This window comes from Nocardiopsis metallicus (assembly GCF_014201115.1).
Taxonomy (GTDB): domain Bacteria; phylum Actinomycetota; class Actinomycetes; order Streptosporangiales; family Streptosporangiaceae; genus Nocardiopsis; species Nocardiopsis metallicus.
Genome location: NZ_JACHDO010000001.1, coordinates 3,503,857 through 3,522,978, shown reverse-complemented (window position 1 = coordinate 3,522,978; position 19,122 = coordinate 3,503,857). Strand labels below are relative to the sequence as shown.

16 protein-coding genes are annotated in these 19,122 nt (G+C 71.3%); 1 reads left to right on the top strand and 15 read right to left on the bottom strand.

What is annotated here, in order from left to right:
* Positions 1 to 84: 84 nt before the first annotated feature.
* Genes HNR07_RS15355 through HNR07_RS15345 form a run of 3 tightly spaced genes read right to left on the bottom strand, consistent with a single transcriptional unit; the run spans position 85 to position 3,162 of the window.
* On the bottom strand, positions 85 to 981 hold the full coding sequence (locus HNR07_RS15355) for a carbohydrate ABC transporter permease (protein ID WP_184365586.1): 897 nt from the start codon (positions 979 to 981) through the stop codon (positions 85 to 87).
* A 1-nt stretch (position 982) separates the two neighbouring features.
* On the bottom strand, positions 983 to 1,870 hold the full coding sequence (locus HNR07_RS15350; protein WP_184365585.1) for a carbohydrate ABC transporter permease: 888 nt from the start codon (positions 1,868 to 1,870) through the stop codon (positions 983 to 985).
* On the bottom strand, positions 1,867 to 3,162 hold the full coding sequence (locus tag HNR07_RS15345) for an ABC transporter substrate-binding protein (RefSeq protein WP_184365584.1): 1,296 nt from the start codon (positions 3,160 to 3,162) through the stop codon (positions 1,867 to 1,869). The genes HNR07_RS15350 and HNR07_RS15345 overlap by 4 nt, the downstream gene beginning before the upstream one ends.
* Positions 3,163 to 3,384: 222 nt before the next feature.
* Between HNR07_RS15345 and HNR07_RS15340 the strand changes: the two genes are divergently transcribed.
* Positions 3,385 to 4,401 carry a LacI family DNA-binding transcriptional regulator gene (locus HNR07_RS15340; RefSeq protein WP_184365583.1) on the top strand — a complete coding sequence of 339 codons (1,017 nt, stop codon included), beginning with the start codon at positions 3,385 to 3,387 and terminating at the stop codon, positions 4,399 to 4,401.
* Positions 4,402 to 4,837: 436 nt separating this feature from the next.
* Here HNR07_RS15340 and rpsN read toward each other — a convergent pair whose 3' ends face one another.
* The 12 genes from rpsN to HNR07_RS15280 form a co-directional block, all read right to left on the bottom strand.
* On the bottom strand, positions 4,838 to 5,143 hold the full coding sequence (gene rpsN / locus HNR07_RS15335; RefSeq protein ID WP_017583796.1) for a 30S ribosomal protein S14: 306 nt from the start codon (positions 5,141 to 5,143) through the stop codon (positions 4,838 to 4,840).
* A complete protein-coding gene (gene rpmB, locus HNR07_RS15330) occupies positions 5,143 to 5,379 on the bottom strand; it encodes a 50S ribosomal protein L28 (RefSeq protein ID WP_026117076.1) in 237 nt (78 codons plus the stop codon). The genes rpsN and rpmB overlap by 1 nt, the downstream gene beginning before the upstream one ends.
* A 60-nt stretch (positions 5,380 to 5,439) precedes the next feature.
* Positions 5,440 to 5,691, bottom strand: a complete 252-nt coding sequence (gene rpsR, locus HNR07_RS15325) for a 30S ribosomal protein S18 (protein ID WP_184365582.1) — start codon at positions 5,689 to 5,691, stop codon at positions 5,440 to 5,442.
* 60 nt (positions 5,692 to 5,751) lie between these two features.
* On the bottom strand, positions 5,752 to 6,867 hold the full coding sequence (locus tag HNR07_RS15320) for a CobW family GTP-binding protein (protein ID WP_184365581.1): 1,116 nt from the start codon (positions 6,865 to 6,867) through the stop codon (positions 5,752 to 5,754).
* A gap of 328 nt (positions 6,868 to 7,195) precedes the next feature.
* Positions 7,196 to 8,416: an FAD-dependent monooxygenase gene (locus tag HNR07_RS15315; RefSeq protein WP_184365580.1), complete on the bottom strand. Its 1,221-nt coding sequence runs from the start codon at positions 8,414 to 8,416 to the stop codon at positions 7,196 to 7,198.
* 283 nt (positions 8,417 to 8,699) lie between these two features.
* The gene (locus tag HNR07_RS15310; protein ID WP_184365579.1) at positions 8,700 to 9,551 is read right to left on the bottom strand and encodes an NAD-dependent protein deacetylase; all 852 of its coding nucleotides are present in this window, start codon (positions 9,549 to 9,551) and stop codon (positions 8,700 to 8,702) included.
* Between the two features lie 132 nt (positions 9,552 to 9,683).
* Complete coding sequence (locus HNR07_RS15305; protein WP_184365578.1) at positions 9,684 to 10,397, bottom strand: PIG-L deacetylase family protein; 714 nt, start codon at positions 10,395 to 10,397, stop codon at positions 9,684 to 9,686.
* Between the two features lie 90 nt (positions 10,398 to 10,487).
* Positions 10,488 to 11,063, bottom strand: a complete 576-nt coding sequence (locus tag HNR07_RS15300) for an HAD family hydrolase (protein ID WP_184365577.1) — start codon at positions 11,061 to 11,063, stop codon at positions 10,488 to 10,490.
* 182 nt (positions 11,064 to 11,245) lie between these two features.
* Positions 11,246 to 12,046, bottom strand: a complete 801-nt coding sequence (locus HNR07_RS15295; RefSeq protein WP_184365576.1) for an SAM-dependent methyltransferase — start codon at positions 12,044 to 12,046, stop codon at positions 11,246 to 11,248.
* A 206-nt stretch (positions 12,047 to 12,252) separates the two neighbouring features.
* Positions 12,253 to 15,624 carry a pyruvate carboxylase gene (locus tag HNR07_RS15290; RefSeq protein ID WP_184365575.1) on the bottom strand — a complete coding sequence of 1,124 codons (3,372 nt, stop codon included), beginning with the start codon at positions 15,622 to 15,624 and terminating at the stop codon, positions 12,253 to 12,255.
* Positions 15,625 to 16,180: 556 nt separating this feature from the next.
* Positions 16,181 to 17,884: a glutamate synthase-related protein gene (locus HNR07_RS15285; RefSeq protein WP_184365574.1), complete on the bottom strand. Its 1,704-nt coding sequence runs from the start codon at positions 17,882 to 17,884 to the stop codon at positions 16,181 to 16,183.
* A gap of 151 nt (positions 17,885 to 18,035) precedes the next feature.
* Positions 18,036 to 19,007 (bottom strand): alpha/beta hydrolase, encoded by a 972-nt coding sequence (locus HNR07_RS15280; RefSeq protein WP_184365573.1) that lies wholly within the window; start codon positions 19,005 to 19,007, stop codon positions 18,036 to 18,038.
* Between the last annotated feature and the right edge of the window lie 115 nt (positions 19,008 to 19,122).

Here is a 19,122-nt window from a genome sequence, read left to right as displayed (position 1 = left end):
CCGGGCCCCGGGGGTCGGGAAGGACCGAGGGGGTGGTCGGGGCGGGCGGCGTCGGTTCCGCCTCCGCCGCCCGGGGCATCGCGGTTACTTGCCGAAACCGGCTGCCAGCCCGCTCAGCAGGTGCCTGCGCCCGAACAGGTACAGGGCCAGGATCGGGATGGTGGACAGCACGACCGCGGCCATCAGCCCCGGCACGTCCGTTCCGTACTGGGTCTGGAACGCCCACAACCCCAGCGGCAGGACCCGGTTGGAGGCGCTCTGGGTGAGCACCAGCGGGAAGATGAAGTTGTTCCAGGCGTTGAGGCCGACGAAGATCGCCACCGTCACCACACCGGGGCGTGACAGCGGCAGGACCAGCCGGAGGAACACCTGCCAGGTGGCCGCTCCGTCCAGGGCCATCGCCTCGTACAGCTCCCCGGGAACGTCCCGCAGTGAGCTGGTGAGCACGACGATCGAGATCGGCAGCGTGAACGCGGCTGTCGGCAGGATGATCGCCGGCAGGCTGTCATACAGGTTCAGCCGGGTGATGATCAGGTAGATCGGGATGATCACCGCCTGCGCCGGTACCGCCAGCCCCAGCAGGAACAGCAGGAAGCTGACCCGGACCGCGCGGCTGCGGCTGCGCACGATCGCGAACGCCGCGGGCACCGCCACCAGCAGCACCAGCAGGATCGCCCCGAACGCCACGATCAGGCTGTTGGTCAGGAAGCCGAGGAACCCGACCTCGAAGACGTTGCGGTAGTTGTCCAGGGTGAGGGACTCGGGGAGGGACAGCGGCCCCTGCGCCATGTAGTCGCCCGGCCCGCGCAGGCTCGTGGCGACCAGGTAGTACAGGGGCACGCACACGACCAGCAGCCACAGGGCGGCGCCGATTCCGGCGCCGTAGGCCGGACGCCTGGTGTTGCGCGTCCGGGCCCGTCTGTCGGTGCGACTCTTGCGCGGTGCTTCGGGAGGTGTCCTGCGCCGTGTTCCGGTGGCCATGTCACATCCCCTCTCTCTGGCTGGTCATGCGCGAGTAGCCGGTCACCCGTACCACCAGCAGCGACAACCCGGTCCCCAGGACAACCAGCAGCACCGCGATGGCGCTCGCGTAGCCCATCTCGAAGGCGACGAAGCCCTGGTTGTACATGTGCAGCGGCAGGATGCGGGTGGCGTTGCCCGGGCCGCCGGCGGTCAGCAGCAGGACGGTTTCGAAGTAGGTCATGGACCCGACCAGCATCAGCACCGATGACGCGATGATCGTGTGGCGGAGCTGGGGGACGGTGATGCGCAGGAAGCGCTGGAATCCCGAGGCCCCGTCGAGTTCGGCCGCCTCGTAGAGGGAGCGGGGAACCTGCCTCGCGGCCGCCTGGTAGAGGAGCATGTGGAAGGGCAGGAACTGCCACAGCACGATGAACACGATCGCGTACAGCGCCAGTGTCGGGTGGCCGAGCACGTTGCTGTGGCTGAGCCCGAACCAGTCCCTGACCTGTGCGGGGACCCCGAAGTTCGGATCGAGCAGGGCCTTCCACACCAGGGCGATGGCGGCGGTGGACAGCAACAGAGGGAGGAAGAAGACCGCGCTGACCACCGCCCGCACGCGCTGATGGCCTGCCGACCAGACCCCGAAGGCCAGGGCCAGAGGGGTCTGGGTCGCCCAGCACAGGGCGGTCAGGGTCAGGGTGATGACGAGTCCGCCGCGTACCTGACCGTCGCCCGGGAGCGCCGACCAGTTGGCCAGCCCCACCCACTGCGGGCTGCCCAGCCCGCTCCACGAGGTGAAGCTCAGGTAGACGACGACCACCACGGGTGCCAGCCCGAAGAGGCCGAAGAACAGTAGGGCCGGAGCGACCCAGGCGAACCCGGGCCGCTCCGTGGTGGAGGTCCTCACCGGGTCTGCTCCATGGCCGCTCCGAACTCCTCCGGTGTGAGGTCGCCGAGGAAGACCAGCTGGAGGTTGGTCAGCATGGCCTCGGCCGCGGCCGGGTCCAGCGCCTGGTCCCAGGACTGGGTGAAGGTCGGTGCGTCCGAGACCAGTCCGTGGGTGAAGGTGGCGAACTCGGCGTGGTCGCTCTCCTGGAGCTGGTCCTCGATGCCCTCGATCGGGGGCACCTGGCCGACGTCGATCAGATCGCTCACGTACTCGTCGGAGGCCAGGGTCTCGACCAGGAAGTCGATCGCCGCATCGGTGTGCTGGCTGTCGCTGTTGACCGAGAAGTAGTTGCTGGGGTTGCCCACGATCGCGTTCGGCTCGCCCGCGCCGCCCTCCACGACGGGGAAGGAGGTGAAGCCGAGCTCGTCGTTCTCCACGAACTGGGGGCTGTCCTCCAACTGCCGGGAGATCTCCCAGCTGCCCATCAGGAACATCGCGGAGTCGCCGTTGGCCAGCAGCGCGGAAGCGCTCCCATTGTCATAGTCGACGGAGGTGAAGTTGTTGCCGAAGGCGCCGCGGTCGACCAGGTCCTGGCACAGCTCCAGGGCCTCCAGGACGGCGGGGTCCTCCCAGGAGCCCTCCTCCCCGTCCACGATCGCCTGGAACACGTCCGGCCCGCCGACCCGGTCCACCAGGTAGGAGAACCACATCAGCTGGGTCCAGCCCTGCGCGCCGGGAAGGACGATCGGGGTGACGCCGTCCTCCTGGAGGACGTCGATCGCCTCGTAGAGGTCCTCGAAGGTCTCCGGCGGCTCCAGGCCGGCCTCCGCCAGGACGGGCTTGTTGTAGTACATGACGACCGGCTGGACCCCCAGCAGCGGGACCCCGTAGTAGGAGCCGTCGATCTCGGCCACGTCCAGGACGCTGGGCAGGAAGGAGTCCCGGAACTCGGGGTTGTCCTCCAGGGTCTGGGTCAGGTCGAGGACCTGGTCCTGCTGGGTGTACTGGGACAGGTTGCCGCCGCCCCAGTTGAAGAACACGTCGGGGGCGTTGGGGGAGCCCAGCGCCACCTGGAGGCGCTGCTTGTAGGCGTCGTTGACGAAGGTGACGAGCTCGGCGGGCACTTCGTGCGCGTCGTTGTGCGTCTCGATGCCGCGCTCGACGATCTCGTTGACGAGGGCGTCCTCCAGGGCCCAGACCTGCATGGTGTCGCCGCCGCCGGGTCCTGAGGTTCCGCAGCCGGTGGCGAGGAGGAGGGAGAGGGCCAGGGAGGTACTGCCGATCACACGTATCCGGTGGGTGCGACTCATGGCGTGTACACCGTTCTTCCGTTGTTCCGGGGGGGGGAAGCAAAAGCTTTCGAAATGTTTCCGATAGCTTTCGGGAAGGCTGACGCTAGGTTCTCCTGGCCCCCCACGTCAAGAGGCCTTTTGATTGCGAGAAGGTTGCGGTGTGAAACTCGAAAAGTTTCGAGATAGAATCCAGCACAGTGGAGCATGGGGAACCGGGTTCCCCCTACGACGAGGAGGCACATGGCGAAGCGACGCCCCACCCTGGCCGAGATCGCCGGTGACGCGGGGGTTTCGGTCTCCACCGTCTCGAAGGTGATCAACGGTCACCTCGACGTCGCCGCCGACACGCGGCGCCAGGTGGAACGGCTCCTGGAACAGCACCGCTACCAGCCCAGGCGCCACCGGGAACGCCGCCCCGTCGGCCTGATCGACCTCGTCTTCCTGGACCTGGGGAGCCCCTGGGCGATGGAGATCCTCACCGGGGTCGAGGAGGTCACGCACGACGCCGGTTTCGGGATCGCCGTCTCCGCCGTGCACGACCGCAAACGCAGCAGGCCGGGCCGCAAGTGGCTGGACAACCTCCAGGCCAGGCACTCCGACGGCGTCGTCCTGGTGCTGTCCGAACTCTCCTCCCAGCAGCAGGCCCAACTCGACGCCCTCGGGATCCCCGTGGTCACCGTGGATCCCGTCGGCGACCCCGCGCGCGAGGTCCCCGCGGTGGGCGCCGCCAACTGGGACGGCGGACTCACCGCCACCGAGCACCTCATCGGCCTCGGCCACCGCCGCATCGCCATGCTCGCCGGGCCTCCCGACGTCATGTGCAGCCGCGCCCGCGTGGACGGGTACCGCAGCGCCATGCGCGACGCGGGGCTCGCGGTGCCCGAGGGCTACGTCACCCACGGCGACTTCATGGCCGGGACCGGCAAGGACCTCACCGAGGCCCTGCTCGACCTGCCCGAACCCCCCACCGCGATCTTCGCGGGCTCGGACCAGATGGCCCGTGGCGCCTACGAGGTCCTGTACAAGCGCGGCCTGAGCGTGCCGGACGACGTCTCCGTGGTGGGTTTCGACGACCTCCCCGAAGCCAGGTGGGCCACCCCGCCGCTGACCACCGTCCGGCAGCCGCTGCGCGACATGGCGCAGATGGCCACCCGCATGCTGTTCGACCTGATCAACGGCAACGAGCCCGAGACCACCAGGGTGGAGCTGGCCACCCGTCTGATCCAGCGCGACAGCACGGCCCCGCCCAAGGAGTGACTCCGGCCGGTGAGGGAGCGGAGGAGTCCCTCCCGCGCCCCGTGCGCCGTTGGAGTCCTCATCGCGTACGCGTGGAAGCCGTGTCCGGGAGGCGGTGGGAGTGCGGATCTGAGGAAGGCGGGCAGGGGCAGGTTCGTGGAGGAGACGTGCCGCGCGGACTTCGTGCCAGCTGACGGCGGGGACACGGTAAGGGTGGTTCCCTGACTGCGGGGGGAGTGCGTGGCCGGGGAAGTGCGCGCTGACGTGCGCCTGGTGCCGCGACGCGGAGCCGCTCCGCGGCCCTGCGTTGGAAGCGCACCGGCCATCCGGGTCGAGCGGTCGCCTGGGGCCGATGGGTGGGTTCCCGGGGCGGGGAGGGGATCCCGGGGGAGGGAGAGCCCCGGGAACCCGGGAGGGCCGACCGGATCGCAGACGGTCGGCCCGGCTTTCGGGCTGGTTACCAGCTCGACTTGGTAACCCCGGGCAGCTCGCCTCGGTGGGCCATGTCCCGGAACCGGATCCGGGAGAGGCCGAACTTCCTCAGGTGAGCGCGCGGACGGCCGTCGACGGCGTCGCGGTTGCGCACCCGGGTGGCGCTGGCGTCGCGGGGCTGGCGGCGCAGCTCGGCGACGGCGGCCGCCCGCTCGGTCTCGCCGGTGTGCGGGCTCTTGATCAGCTGTTTGAGTTCGGCGCGGCGCTCGGCGTAGCGGGCGACGATCACCTTGCGCTGTTCGTTGCGGGCGATCTTGCTCTTCTTTGCCATCAGACCTTCTCCCCTCGGGCACGGATGTCGGCGACCACGCGTTCGATGCCGCGGGCGTCGATGACCCGCATGCCCTTGACGCTCAGCCGCAGCTTCACGAAGCGCTGTTCGCTGGGCAGCCAGTAGCGCTTGTTCTGGATGTTGGGGTCGAACCGGCGCTTGGTGCGGCGGTGGGAGTGGGAGATGGCGTTGCCGAAGCTGGGCGCCTTCCCGGTCACCTGGCATACACGGGACACGGTTGTTCTCCTCCTGTTCTGTGGTTTCTGTGGTGGTGTCGGTTCCTGCTCGCCGTGAGGTCAGCTCTGCTTGGTCGAGGACGGGTACGGCAGCAGGGCCATCTCACGGGCGTTCTTGACCGCCGCGGCGATCAGCCGCTGTTGGCGGGCGGTGACCCGGGTGACCCGGCGGCTGCGGATCTTGCCCTTCTCCGAGATGAACTTGCGGAGCAGGTTGGTGTCCTTGTAGTCGACGTGGTCGGCTTCGCCCAGAGGGTTGGCGAACCGTCGCGTGCTCGTGCGTGCCTTGGCGCGGTGGGTCTTCGGTGGCAAGGGAGTCCTCCTCCGGTCGGTCTTGGGTGCTGCGGGGTGTCAACGGTGCCGGGGCGCGGCTCAGATCGCGTCGGCGAAGGGGTCCTCGACCAGGGGGCGCCCGGCTTCGGCGTCGGTGAGCAGGCAGGAGTCGAGGATCTCCACGAGCCGTTCGGCGTCCAGGTCGACCCCGGTGAAGGCCAGGTGCTGGCGGCGGTCGCCGACCACCGGGTCCCAGTCCAGGAGGGCGGAGGCGCGGCGGGTCTCGGAGACCATGTCGAGGGCGGCCTCGGGCAGCGCGCCCAGCCAGGGGCCGGCGCTCTCCAGGAGCAGGGCGTCGTTGTAGGCGTCCCAGACCAGGAGCGTGTCGGGCCTGCTGGCCAGCCAGATCCGGCCCCGCCCGCGCACCCCGGCGGCCACGATCCGCCCCAGGGACTCGTGCAGCCGGACCGGGTGCAGCGGGCGTTTGCGGGTCCACACGAGGGTGCTCACCCGATCGTCGGTCAGGTCGGTGTACTGGGCCCATGCCGGGTTGAGCCGGTTGGCGGCGCTCTCGGGGTCGAAACGGCCCTCGGTGAGGGCTACCAGTCCGCCACCGGGCGGGATGACCACGGCGGCGGGGTTCAGGTGCTCGATGAGGGCCCTCGCCTCGTCGCGGTGGCGGGCCCCGTGCAGGGTGAGCACGGTGGGGTACTCGACCTGGTGGGTGAGGACCTCGGCGACGGTGCGCTCGTCCTCCGCGGCGATGTCCAGTGACCGGTCGGCCAGGTCGTCGTGGCAGGACAGGTCCGGGAGCAGGCGCTCGGAGTCCACCGCGGTGACGACGGCTGCCAGACGCAGCTCGGTACGGGAGGCGACGATCTCGGCCACCGAGCGGGGCTCGACCCCGTCCCAGGCCTCCACCACGCACAGGGAGTGTTCGCCGCGTTCGGCCAGGTCCAGCAGGGTGGGGATCAGGTCCTCGCGCAGCGTGCAGGAGGCGCACAGATGGTCCAGGTCGACACGGTGATGGCCGAGGGTCCCCCACCGGTCACGGGTGACGCGGTGGACGATCCCCTCGGCGATCCCGTCGAGGTCGTGGTGGATGGCGATGGACCCCGGCACATCGGTGATCAGGTCGTCCACGGTGCTGCGCCGGGCGAGCCGGTGCAGCCCGGAGACCACGACCACGCGCAGGGGTGCGGTCACTTCTTTCATCGGGGAAGGCCCTCCCATTAATGAAAACGATAACCATTACCGTAACGCATGCGCGCGGCACTTGGGAACAGGGGTCGCCTCGCACCTTCCACCAGCGCCTGTGCCAGAGGAGCAGCGTTGGAAGACACCGGCGGCCCGCGCCGTGGGTCGGCCATGGGAGAGCGCTCTGCCGAGGTCTTCCGAACCCCCGGAAGCCAGGGCTGTCGGGCTCAGGCCTCAGCGCGGGCGGCTTGCCTTCTCGGCGACGGGCCGCTGGGGTTCGGGGGCGCGCGGTCGAGTCCTGGGTGGCTGTCCCGAGGTGGCTCGCGGGCTCGTGCGGAGCGGGATCTCAGGCGTCGAGGACGCTGGCGTAACGCTCCACGGCGAACTCCCTGCCCGTGGTGTCCAGGGGCGGGCGAAGGCCGAGCCGTCCCATCATCTGGGTGCCCCTGGCCAGAGCGACCTCGGCCCGCTCCCGGATCCACGTCTCGTAGCGGCCGGTCTCGGGCGCCACGCTGTCGATCACGTACGGGGCCACGGCCTGGGCCTCGCGCACCGAGGGCCGCACCGCGGCCTCATAGGAGAAGAAGGCGCGGTCGTGGTCACCCTCCGCGGCCACCAGCTCCCCGGCCAGTGCCAGGGCCCCCATCAGAGCCATCGCCGGACCCTGCCCGCTCAACGGGCCCGGAGCATAGGCGGCGTCGCCCACCAACACCACCCGGTTGTGCGCCCACACATCCATCCTGACCTGCGTCGCCGGGGCGATCTTGAGGTCGCCCTCACCCATGGCGCGCAGCAGTTCGGGCACCTTCCAGCCGTCCTGGCCGAAAAACTCCTCCACCAGCCTCTGCCGAGCGCTCCGATCCAGGGAGCCCTCGCGGACCGGGAAGCGGTCACGCATCAGGAACACCGCCTCGGCGCGGTCTGCGCCGGGCAGGGTCGTGACCACACAGCCCCGGTGCGGCCACATGTGCCAGGCCATGGCGCTGTCGGTGCCGAGGATGTTGCGGGTCTCGAAGACCGCCGTGTTGGCGCCCAGGTAGCGCAGGTGGTTCGCGTCCGGTCCGGCGAAGGCCAGGGCCCGGACCGGGGAGTGCGGCCCGTCCGCGCCGACGACGAGGTCGAAGCGGCGTCCGGGTGAGTTCGCGAAGGCGACGTCCACGCCCTCCTCGTCCTGCTCCAGCGCGGTGACGGTGTCCCGGGGCAGGTACTTGACCTGGCCGGTGTCGGCCTGCTCCGCCTCTTCGCGCAGGGCGCCGACCAGGTGGTCGTGGCGGACGGTCAGGCACCCGGGCTCGCCGGGTACCCGCACCGGTTCCCGGCGTCCGCTGACGTGGGTGTGCACCTCCGCGACGGGGGCGCCCAGCGCGCGGACCGCCTCGCCCGCCCCCATCCGGTCCAGGAGGGCCATCCCCGGGCCGGAGACCTCGACATGGGCACCCTTCGACCGTGCCCCCCGGGCGGGGTCGACGACGGTGGGGGCGAAACCCCCTCGGGCCAACCAGACGGCGAGCGCGCTCGCGGCCACACCGCCCCCCGAAACGAGGACGTTCCTGTTGCTGATGGGCACGCGAACCTCCGTGTGTGCGTAAGCCGTGGCCCTCCCGGTCTGCCCGCCACGGGTGTGCCCGCGGGGGCGGCGCGCCGGCGGGGCGGGGAGCCGGTCCGGATCAGGGTCCTTCGAGCATCTCCCGCTCGGCGCCCTGCCCGGCGGCAACGCGCCGTCGCAGGCGGGCCGCAGGCGCCGGAGGACTTCCCGGCGCGTGTTCCGCCGTGGCGTAACTGTACCTTCTGGTAGGTTCCGGTGTGCTGTAAGGGGGAGGGGCTTGTCGGCCGACGTCCACCGGGGCCGTTCACCGCTGGGCGAGGTAGGAGTCCACCAGCGCGCGCAGGACCTCCGAGCAACCGTGCTCCACGGTCAGGGTCGCGATGTCGTCGGCGCGCGTCGCGCCGCGGTTGAGGATCACCACCGGTTTGCCCTGATCGGCGGCGTGCTTCACGAACCTCCGCCCGGAGAAGACCGTCAGGGACGAGCCGACGACCACCAGCCCGGCCGAGTGGTCGACCATCGAGTAGGCCTCCAGGACGCGAGGCTTGGGTACGTTCTCGCCGAAGTACACGATGTCCGGTTTGAGAACCCCGCCGCAGGAGGAGCAGTCGGCCACTCGGAAGTGCTCGGTGCAGGCCAGGACGGCGTCGGCGTCCGGCGCGACCTCGACGTCGGCCACCTCGTCGGCGAAGCCGGGGTTGAGTTCGGTGAGGCGTACGGCCAGCGCCTCGCGGCCGGTCACCGCACGGCAGTCCAGGCAGATCACCCGGTCGTAGCGGCCGTGCAGGTCGATGACGCGGGTACTGCCGGCCGCATCGTGCAGGGTGTCCACGTTCTGAGTGATCACACCGGAGACCACCCCGGCCCGTTCGAGGTCGGCCAGGGCGCGGTGGCCGTCATTGGGACTGGTCTCCTCCACACGGCGCCAGCCGATGTGGTTGCGGGCCCAGTAGTGGCGCCGGAAGTCGGCGTCGCCGACGAACTCCTGGTAGGTCATGGGTGTGCGGGGCGGTGAGTCCGGGCCCCGGTAGTCGGGGATGCCCGAGTCGGTCGAGATCCCCGCACCGGTCAGCGCCACCACCGGACCCGCGCCGAGGACCTCGCGTACCCGGGCGGCGGCCTCGCCGGGGCTGTGCGCGTCGAGCGTGTTCGTCACGGTTCGAGGATATGTCGCGCGGCTCCCTTCCGCCGGGGACCGTCCGCCGCCCACGGTTGTGAAATAGGCGAAGGCCGGTGGACCCGGACAATCCGGCTCTCCGAGAGCCCTCCGAGAGCCCCTGGGAGCGGCTCAGGCGGTGTTGATGATGCGGAAGGTCTCGGCCAGCCGGCCCGCGGGCAGCCCGGCCTCGGCGGCGTTGGCGGCCATCCACTGGCGCACCATCGGCTCCAGTTCGGTGATGTCCCCGATCTGGCTCTCGTGCGCGGCCAGCGCCGCCATCTTGCGCTCGAAGACGTCGGTGATGTCCGAGGGGTGGTGTGGCTTGGGCCCGCCGACGACCCACACCTGGGCGACCGTCCACGGGGCCAGTCCCTCCTCGGTGAGGAGTTCGCGGTGTGCGTGCGGGTTGCGCGCGTCCGGGAAGACCGCGTTGATCGCCGCCTCCCCGGCGGCCATGTGGTCGGGGTGGCTGGCGGCGATGCTGTCCCAGTCGCGTTCGGGGCTGAGGGTGACCACGCGTTCGGGCCGCACCTGCCGGATGACCCGGGCGATGTCGCGGCGCAGGTCGAGGGAGGCCACCACCCTCCCGTCCGGGTAACCGAGGAAACGCACGTCCTTGACCCCGACCTCGGCGGCGGCCCGCCGCTGCTCCTCCCTGCGCATCGCCGCGATCTCCGAGCTGTCCAGGGTGAGCTCGTCCCCGCCCGCCTCGCCGTCGGTGACCATCAGGTAGACCACCTCGGTCCCGGCCTCGGCCCACAGCGCCACGGTCCCGGCACAGGAGAAGTCGGCGTCGTCGGGATGGGCCATCACGACCAGTGCGCGTTCTGGTGCGTCAGTCACCGGAAGTCCTTTCGCAGCGGGCTCTCCCGCGAGGTTGAGGTCGTCCACCATCGTACGAACCCACCCGGGGGTCGACGCCGCGCCCGTGCTTCACCCGGACAGCAGGACGAATGCCTCTCGGACGTCGCCGACGGAGTGGTCCGGTGCGGGCAGCTTCGCGGGCCAGGGACGTCCGCGATCGATCCAGACGGTGCGCAGCCCGGCCCCTCGGCCGCCGACCACGTCCGCCATCGGGCTGTCGCCGACCATCCACCCGCCGTCCCCGAGCGCTGCCCCGCACCGCCGCGCCGCGATCTCGAACAGTCGCCGCCCCGGTTTGCGGACCCCCTCCGCACCGGAGACGGCCCAGGCGTCGACCTGCTCGGCGACACCGCTGTGCGTGAGGGTCCGGCACTGGACGTCGGCGAAGCCGTTGCTGACCACGCCGGTGCGCCAGCCCGCCTGCCGAAGTGAGCGGAGCCCCTCCAGCGCACCGGCACATGCGGGGACCAGCGCCGGATGGCGCTCCCGGTAGCGGGACCACAGCTGTGCCACGGAATCCTTCAGCCCGTACCGCTCCCGGACCTGTGCGAAGAAGTCCTCCTTGGGGACGAGCCCGTCGCCGTCGGCCCGTTCGATCCACGGGACCTCCTCTCCGGGGATCCCGTGTTCGGCGCAGAACTCCACCGCTCAGGAGCGCAGCCCCTCCGCGCGGTCGGCGAGGGTGTTGTCCAGGTCGAAGAGCGCGAGGGGAGCCACCCGGCTGAGCCCTGTCCGGGCGGTCTGAGGCGAGCCCGGTCCCGATCCTTCTCCGAAGCTGCCGCAGCCGGGCCGCTGCTTCGGGGAGAGCGCTCTCGACCGAGGGCCGGTCATGGTTTGCGGGCGACCGCGCCGTACATGTCGGTGTCCGGTGTGTCGCCGACGTCGACCGGCTCCGGACGCCACAGGGGACTGGGGCCGATTCCGGGCTCCAGCAGTTCCAGGCCCTCGAAGTAGGACGCGAACTCCGCGGGGGTGTGCCCCCGGTAGGCCAGGGCGGCCTCCTTGTTCCACTCGTCCAGGGCGTCCGCGGCGCTGCCCTCCTTCGGCAGGACCGCGTCGGCCACCACCAGGAAGCTGCCGGAGGGCAGCCCCGCCAGGTAGGCGCGGACGATGTCCACGGCCTCCTTCAGGGTGGGGATGTGTCCGAGGGTGCCGATGACGGACAGCCCCACCGGCCGGTCGAGGTCGAGGAGCTCGCCGGCGCGGGCCAGGACCTGGTCGGTCTCGCGCAGGTCCTGGTCCACGAACTCGGTGGCGCCCTCCGCGGTGCCGGTCAGCAGCGCGCGGGCGTGGGCGAGCACCATGGGGTCGTTGTCGACGTAGACGACCCGGGCGTCGGGGGCCGCGGCCTGGGCGATCTCGTGGGTGTTCTGGTGGGTGGGCAGCCCCGTCCCGACGTCCAGGAACTGCCGCACACCCTCCTCACGGGCCAGGTGGGTGATGGTGCGCACGAGGAAGGCGCGGCCCGCGCGGGCGTCGACGGCGATCTTGGGGTGGATGCGCAGGATCTGGTCGCCGAGTTCCCGGTCGACGGGGTAGTTGTCCTTGCCGCCGAGCCAGTAGTTCCATACCCGGGCCGAGTGCGGGGCGGAGAGGTCGACGCCTGCGGGGACAGAGGGGGTGCTCATGGTTGGTCCGATCCGGGCCGGGGGGCTGGGCGGGACCAGTCTGGCCGACGGGACTTGCGTTCGCAAAGCCCTTACCGGTACCGGCATCCGTTCGGGAACGCCTGCCGGGTCAGGCTTTGCGTGTTGCTGCTGGTGGGGTCGGAGAGGTGCCCCGGGCGGTGTCGTGACCGGCGGCCGCCCGGGGACCTATGGGTTGACGGACTGCCTCAGCCCAGGTGGACGATCAGGTCGCCGCCCTCCACGCGCTGGACGCCGTCGACGGCCAGTCGGGAGACCACACCCGCCTGCGGGGCGGTGATGGAGGCCTCCATCTTCATCGCCTCGATCGTGGCGACCGTGTCACCGGCCTCGACCTCTTCACCCACGGCCACGACCGGGGTGACCACACCGGCGAAGGGCGCCGCGACCTGTGCGGGGTCGTTGCGGTCGGCCTTCTCCGCCTCGGGGGCGTCCGAGGCCAGCGACCGGTCCCGCACGTGCAGCGGCCGCAGCTGGTCGTTGAGAGTGGTCATGACGGTGCGCATCCCGCGCTCGTCGGCCTCGCTCACCGCCTGGAGCCCGATGAGCAGGCGCACGCCCGGCTCCAGGTCCACGACGTGCTCCTCGCCCTCGCGCAGACCGTAGAAGAAGTCCTTGCTGTCCAGCACGCTGGTGTCGCCGTAGGCGGCGCGGTGCGACTCGAACTCCTTCGTGGGGCCCGCGAACAGCAGCCGGTTCAGGGTGGCGCGCGGCTCCTCGGCGAGCCCGGCGCGGTCCTTCTCGCTCAGCTCGGCGGTGGCCCGGGGCTCACCACGCCCGCGCAGCGCCTTGGTGCGGAACGGCTCGGGCCACTCGCCCGGGGGAACCCCCAGCTCACCGCGGAGGAAGCCGATCACCGAGTCCGGTACGTCGAACCGGTCCGGGTCCTTCTCGAACTCCTCCGGTGAGACCCCCGCGCCCACCAGGTGCAGGGCCAGGTCGCCCACCACCTTGGAGGAGGGGGTCACCTTCACCAGCCGGCCCAGCATGCGGTCGGCGGCGGCGTACATGGCCTCGATGTCCTCGAACCGGTCGCCCAGACCCAGCGCGATGGCCTGCGTGCGCAGGTTGGACAACTGGCCGCCGGGGATCTCGTGGTGGTAGACGCGGCCGGTCGGCGAGGCCAGGCCCGCCTCGAAGGGCGCGTACACCCGGCGCACCGCCTCCCAGTACGGCTCCAACTCGTTCACCGCGTCCAGGGACAGACCGGTGGGGGTGTCGGAGTGGTCGAAGGCGGCCACGATCGCCGACAGCGACGGCTGAGAGGTGGTGCCCGCCATGGACGCCACGGCGCCGTCCACCGCGTCCGCGCCCGCGTTCACCGCCGCGAGGTAGGTGGCGAGCTGGCCGCCCGCGGTGTCGTGCGTGTGCACGTGGACCGGCAGGTCGAACTCACTGCGCAGCGCGCTGACCAGTCGGGCGGCGGCCGGGGCGCGCAGCAGCCCGGCCATGTCCTTGATCGCCAGCACGTGCGCGCCGGACTCCACGATCCGCTCGGCCAGCTTCAAGTAGTAGTCCAGCGTGTAGAGCTTCTCGGCCGGGTCGGACAGGTCCGCGGTGTAGCACAGCGCCACCTCGGCCAGTCCGGTGCCGGTCTCCCGGACCGCGTCGATCGCCGGGCGCATCTGCTCGACGTCGTTGAGGGCGTCGAAGATCCGGAAGACGTCCACCCCGGTCGCGGCGGCCTCGCGCACGAACGCGTTGGTGACCTCGGTGGGGTAGGGCGTGTACCCGACCGTGTTGCGGCCGCGCAGCAGCATCTGCAGGGCCACGTTGGGCACGGCCTCACGCAGCGCGGCGAGCCGCTCCCACGGGTCCTCGGCCAGGAAGCGCAGCGCCACGTCGTAGGTCGCGCCGCCCCAGCACTCCAGGGAGAGGAGTTCGGGCAGGGTGTGCGCTACGGCGGGCGCGGCGGCCAGCAGGTCCTGGGTGCGCACCCGGGTGGCCAGCAGCGACTGGTGGGCGTCGCGGAAGGTGGTGTCGGTGACCCCCAGGGTGTCGGACTCGCGCAGCCAGCGCGCGAACCCCTCGGGGCCCAGTTCGGTCAGGCGCTGCCTGGAACCGGCGGGCGGGGCGCCCTCGGGGACGGCGGGCAGCTTGGCGGCCGGGTCGATCAGGTGCGGGCGCTCGCCGTGCGGCTTGTTCACCGTCACGTCCGCCAGGTAGGTGAGCAGACGGGTGCCCCGGTCCGCGGAGGGGCGCGCGGTCAGCAGCTGGGGGCGCTCCTCGATGAACGAGGTGGTCACCCGGCCCTGACGGAAGTCCTCGTCCTCCAGAACCGCCTGGAGGAAGGGGATGTTGGTGGAGATGCCGCGGATCCGGAACTCGGCCACCGCGCGCTGGGCGCGGCTCACCGCCGTGGCGAAGTCGCGGCCCCGGCAGGTGAGCTTGACCAGCAGGGAGTCGAAGTAGGCGCTCACCTCCGAACCGGCGGCGGCGGTCCCGCCGTCCAGGCGGATGCCCGAGCCGCCGGGGGAGCGGTAGGCGCTGATCGTCCCGGTGTCGGGCCGGAACCCGTTGGCCGGGTCCTCGGTGGTGATGCGGCACTGGAGGGCGGCGCCGTGCAGCACGATGGCGTCCTGGGAAAGGCCAAGGTCCGCGAGGCTCTCACCGGAGGCGATCCGGATCTGCGACTGCACGAGGTCGACGTCGGTGACCTCCTCGGTCACCGTGTGCTCCACCTGGATGCGCGGGTTGAGCTCGATGAACACGTGCTGGCCGTCCCGGCCCACCAGGAACTCGACCGTGCCCGCGTTGCGGTACCCCAGTTCCTGGGCCAGCCGCACCGCGTCCTGGCACATGCGCTCCCGCAACTGGGGGTCGAGGTTGGGCGCCGGGGCCAGCTCCACGACCTTCTGGTGGCGGCGCTGCACCGAGCAGTCGCGCTCGTACAGGTGGATGACGTCTTCGCCGTCGGAGAGGATCTGCACCTCGATGTGGCGCGGGTCCACCACGGCGCGTTCCAGGAACACCGTGGGGTCGCCGAAGGCGGTCTCGGCCTCGCGCATGGCGGCCTCGATGGACTCGCGCAGGGCGGCACGGGTGTCCACGCGGCGCATGCCCCGGCCGCCGCCGCCGGCCACGGCCTTGACGAAGACCGGGAAGCCGATCTCCTCGGCAGCGCTGACCAGGCCGTCCACGTCGGTGGAGGGCTCGGTGGAGTCCAGGACCGGGATGCCCGCCCGCTTGGCGGCGGCGATGGCGGTCGCCTTGTTCCCGGTCAGCTCCAGTACCTCGGAGGGCGGGCCCACGAACGTGATGCCCGCCTCGGCGCAGGCCCGCGCCAGCTCGGGGTTCTCCGAAAGGAAGCCGTACCCGGGGTAGACGGCGTCGGCGCCGGCCTCCCGCGCCGCGCGGACGATCTCGTCGACCGACAGGTACGCGCGGACGGGGTGCCCGGGTTCGCCGATCTGGTAGGCCTCGTCCGCCTTGAGCCGGTGCAGCGAGTGGCGGTCCTCGTGGGGGAAGACGGCGACGGTGCGTGCCCCCAGCTCGTGCCCCGCGCGCAACGCGCGGATGGCGATCTCACCGCGGTTGGCCACCAGTATCTTCTCGAACATGCCGGATGCCTCCTGGACTCTGTGACGCGCTGCTGCGTGGCCCGGCGCCGTTGCCGGTACTGCCCGGTGCTGCGGGTGGCCGTGCCTGGGACCGTTTCATGGGTGCGGTGCCCAGGTAGGGCCATGGGAACCCTAACGAGAGGGGCCGAGGGCGCGTGCGGCTGGGGCGGCCCGCACGGCTCCGTGCGATTTCGTGAGGTCGGGGGAGGTGTCTGGAGAATCCGCCCAGCTTGGAAGGTCCGGCCCGCAGGGCTCAGGCCAGAGAACGCGGTTCAGAAGGACGACCGGGGCTCCTGTTCAGCCCGTTCGGCGTTCTGGGCGCTCCGGCGGATCCCCCACCACGGGGTCGCCGCGCCCCGGTGTAGCAGGGCGGCGCGATGAGGGTCAGGCGGAGGAGCACGGTGTGTGCGGAGGTGTTGGACAGTAGGTACGGGGTGGCCGTGGCGGGAACCGTCATGGTGACCACGACGAAGGCGGGGGCGCACGGAAGGGGGGACGACGTTCTTCTGGGGCGCGGGCGGCGAGGGCAGGGGGTGGAGTACCGCTCGGGTGGGCCTCAGGCGCCGACACCGCCGTAGGCGACCCCGGACAGGTCGGCGAGTTCGCGCTTCCACGCCACGAGGTCGTTCCGGTTGAGCTTGCCCAGGTGGTCGTGGCCGCAGGCACGGGCCATCACCTGCATGAGTTCCACCGACGACCGCAGGAACCGGTTCAGGCGCTCGGCCGCCTCCGCCACGGGCAGACGCTCCCTCAGGTGCGGCTGCTGGGTGGCGATGCCCACGGGGCAGTTGTTGGTGTGACAGGCGCGCATGCCCAGGCAGCCGATGGACTGGATCGCGGAGTTGGAGACGGCGATCGCGTCCGCGCCCAGGGCCAGCGCCTTGACGAAGTCGGCCGGTACCCGCAGGCCGCCGGTGATGATCAGGGTGACGTCGCCGCGGCCCAACCGGTCCAGGTGGCGCCGGGCCCGGGCCAGCGCGGGGATGGTCGGCACCGAGATGTTCTCCCGGAACAGCAACGGTGCCGCCCCGGTGCCACCGCCCCTGCCGTCGAGGATCACGTAGTCCACCCCGATCTGCAGCGCCGCCTCCAGGTCGCGTTCGATGTGCTGCGCGGAGAGCTTGAACCCGACCGGGACGCCCCCGGTGGCCTGGCGTACCTCCTCGGCCACCCGGCGGAAGTCGGAGACGGAGACCAGGTCCGGGAAACGGGCCGGGGAGACCGCCGGTTCGCCCTCCGGCAGCTCGCGCACCTCGGCGATCCGTCCGCTCACCTTGTGCCCCGGCAGGTGGCCGCCGGTGCCGGTCTTGGCCGCCTGCCCGCCCTTGAAGTGGAAGGCCTGGCAGCGGACGACCTTGTCCAGCGAATAGCCGAATCGGGCGGACGCGAGCTCGTAGAAGTAGCGGCTGTTCGCCCGCTGCTCCTCCGGGAGCATCCCGCCCTCACCGGAGCAGATGCCGGTGCCCGCCAGCTCGGCACCCCTGGCCAGGGCCGTCTTGGCCTCCGCGGAGAGCGCGCCGAAGCTCATGTCCGACACCAGGACCGGGATGTCCAGGACCAGCGGTCGCCGGGCGTTGGGGCCGATCACCACCCGGGTACCCACCGGGTGGTCGTCGAGCAGCGGCGGTGTGTGCAGCTGTGCGGTGATGATTTGGAGGTCGTCCCAGGAGGGGAGCCTGCTCCGGGGCACCCCCATCGCCTCCACCTGCCCGTGGTGACCCACCTCGGACAGCCCGTCCGAGGCCAGACGGTGGATCTGACCGTTGAACGGCTCGTCCGGGGTTCCCTTGAAGTCTGCGTAGGCGCCCTGGTAGGCGGAGCGGTCATAGTTCTGCGGGTTGTCCCGTTCCCAGGCCAGGACCTCGTCGGCGTCCACCCAGACCCCGCCGTCCCCGACCCAGGCATCGAACCGCTTCAGGTCCGCGCCCTGGTAGTAGAGGTTGGTGCCGCTGCGCACGTCGTAGGTGGAGCCGTGCACTCCGCAGACCAGCCGGTTGCCGTGCACCGTGGCGTCGGACATGAGCGCGCCCCGGTGCTGGCAGCGTCCGTAGAGGACCCGGACCAGGTCTCGGCCGTCGCTGGCTCCTGTGCCTTGGGTGTCGTGGACGGCCTCGGCCCGGGCGTCTTCGGTTCCTTCGGCGCCCTCGGTATGAGTTGCCTCGGCAAGACGGATCACGGCCAGGTCCACGTTGGAGATCAGTGCGTGGGCGGGCTGGAGCGCTACCAGGTCGTCCCAGTCGGCTACCTTCGTGGCCCGCATTCTGTGCTCCTCAGGTCGTCGGCACCGGCGCGGCCCCGCCCGGAGCGGGTGCCCGCGCGGACGGGGGTCACGGCAGATTGTAGTGTTTCCATTACTTTTTGGAGTCGCCGACATGCCTGCCGGTGCGGTGCCGGTGGTGCGGGCGGGGTGTTCAGCGGGGCGTTCCCGTGTGGTCAGGGGGTGGGGGAGCGCTCTCTTCGAAGGCCGAACGGAGCGCTTCGGTCTGTGCGCGGCGGAACTCGCGGACCGCACCCGTCTTGGGGAAGACGGTGTCGAACCCGTGGAAGGCCCCCGGTACCACGGTCGTCCGGCAGGGCACCCCGGCCGCGCGCAGGCGGTCGGCGTAGGCGAGGTCCTCGTCGTGGAAGAGGTCGAGCGTGCCCACTCCGATCCAGGCCGGGGGCAGGCCGGACAGGTCCTCCCGTCGGGCGGCGGCCGCGTAGGAGGAGACTTCCCCGCCTCCGGGGGCCTCGCCGAGGTAGGCACGCCAGGCGTAGCGGTTACTGGCCACCGACCACATGCGGACGCCGAGTCCGTCCAGGTCGGTGCGGACTGCGGTGCGGTCGTCCAGCATCGGGTAGACGAGGAGCTGGAAGACGGGCCTGGGGCCGCCCCGGTCGTGGCACATCAGGGCCAGCGACGCGGTGATCCCGCCGCCCGCACTGGCTCCGCCGATCGCGACCCGACCGGGGTCGACGCCCAGCCGGTCGGCGTTGTCCACCGTCCAGGAGAGAGCGGAGTAGGCGTCCTCGGCGGCTGTCGGGGCCGTGTGCTGGGGTGCTTTGCGGTACCGGAGGGCCACCACGGTGATGCCCAGTTCCCGGGCGAACTCGATGCTCCCCCTCTCGTCCTGCACGGGGCTGCCGAAGAGGTACCCGCCGCCGTGGGTCCACAGCAGTGCGGGGGAGGGCGCCGTCGGAGAGCGGGGGCGGTAGACCCGAAGGCTCAGCGGCGGCGAGCCCTCGGGGCCCGGGGCGGTGTGTTCCTCGATCGACAGATCAGCGGGTGTCCGTCCCGGCCGCATGCGGGCGGTGAGTCGTTGGGCCAGGAGTGCCGTGCGCGGCCCGAAGGACAGCGCGGGCAGGAAGCGGACTCGGGAGAGGTCGGGGTGCAGCTGGGACATCGGGCTCCTCGGCTGATGGCGGGGGATGAGGCCGCGGATCCGTCCGGGCCCCCGAACGAGGACACGCCGAACGGCGTCGGCTGGACGGGCCGGAGCGCGAGGTCGCGGCGAGCGC

Excerpts from the sequence above, each read along its gene's own strand:
- HNR07_RS15355 (WP_184365586.1), bottom strand. The coding sequence starts at position 981 with ATGGCCACCGGAACACGGCGCAGGACACCTCCCGAAGCACCGCGCAAG.
- HNR07_RS15345 (WP_184365584.1), bottom strand. The coding sequence starts at position 3,162 with ATGAGTCGCACCCACCGGATACGTGTGATCGGCAGTACCTCCCTGGCC.
- HNR07_RS15340 (WP_184365583.1), top strand. The coding sequence starts at position 3,385 with ATGGCGAAGCGACGCCCCACCCTGGCCGAGATCGCCGGTGACGCGGGG.
- rpsN (WP_017583796.1), bottom strand. The coding sequence starts at position 5,143 with ATGGCAAAGAAGAGCAAGATCGCCCGCAACGAACAGCGCAAGGTGATC.
- HNR07_RS15320 (WP_184365581.1), bottom strand. The coding sequence starts at position 6,867 with ATGAAAGAAGTGACCGCACCCCTGCGCGTGGTCGTGGTCTCCGGGCTG.
- HNR07_RS15295 (WP_184365576.1), bottom strand. The coding sequence starts at position 12,046 with ATGAGCACCCCCTCTGTCCCCGCAGGCGTCGACCTCTCCGCCCCGCAC.
- HNR07_RS15290 (WP_184365575.1), bottom strand. The coding sequence starts at position 15,624 with ATGTTCGAGAAGATACTGGTGGCCAACCGCGGTGAGATCGCCATCCGC.
- HNR07_RS15285 (WP_184365574.1), bottom strand. The coding sequence starts at position 17,884 with ATGCGGGCCACGAAGGTAGCCGACTGGGACGACCTGGTAGCGCTCCAG.
- HNR07_RS15280 (WP_184365573.1), bottom strand. The coding sequence starts at position 19,007 with ATGTCCCAGCTGCACCCCGACCTCTCCCGAGTCCGCTTCCTGCCCGCG.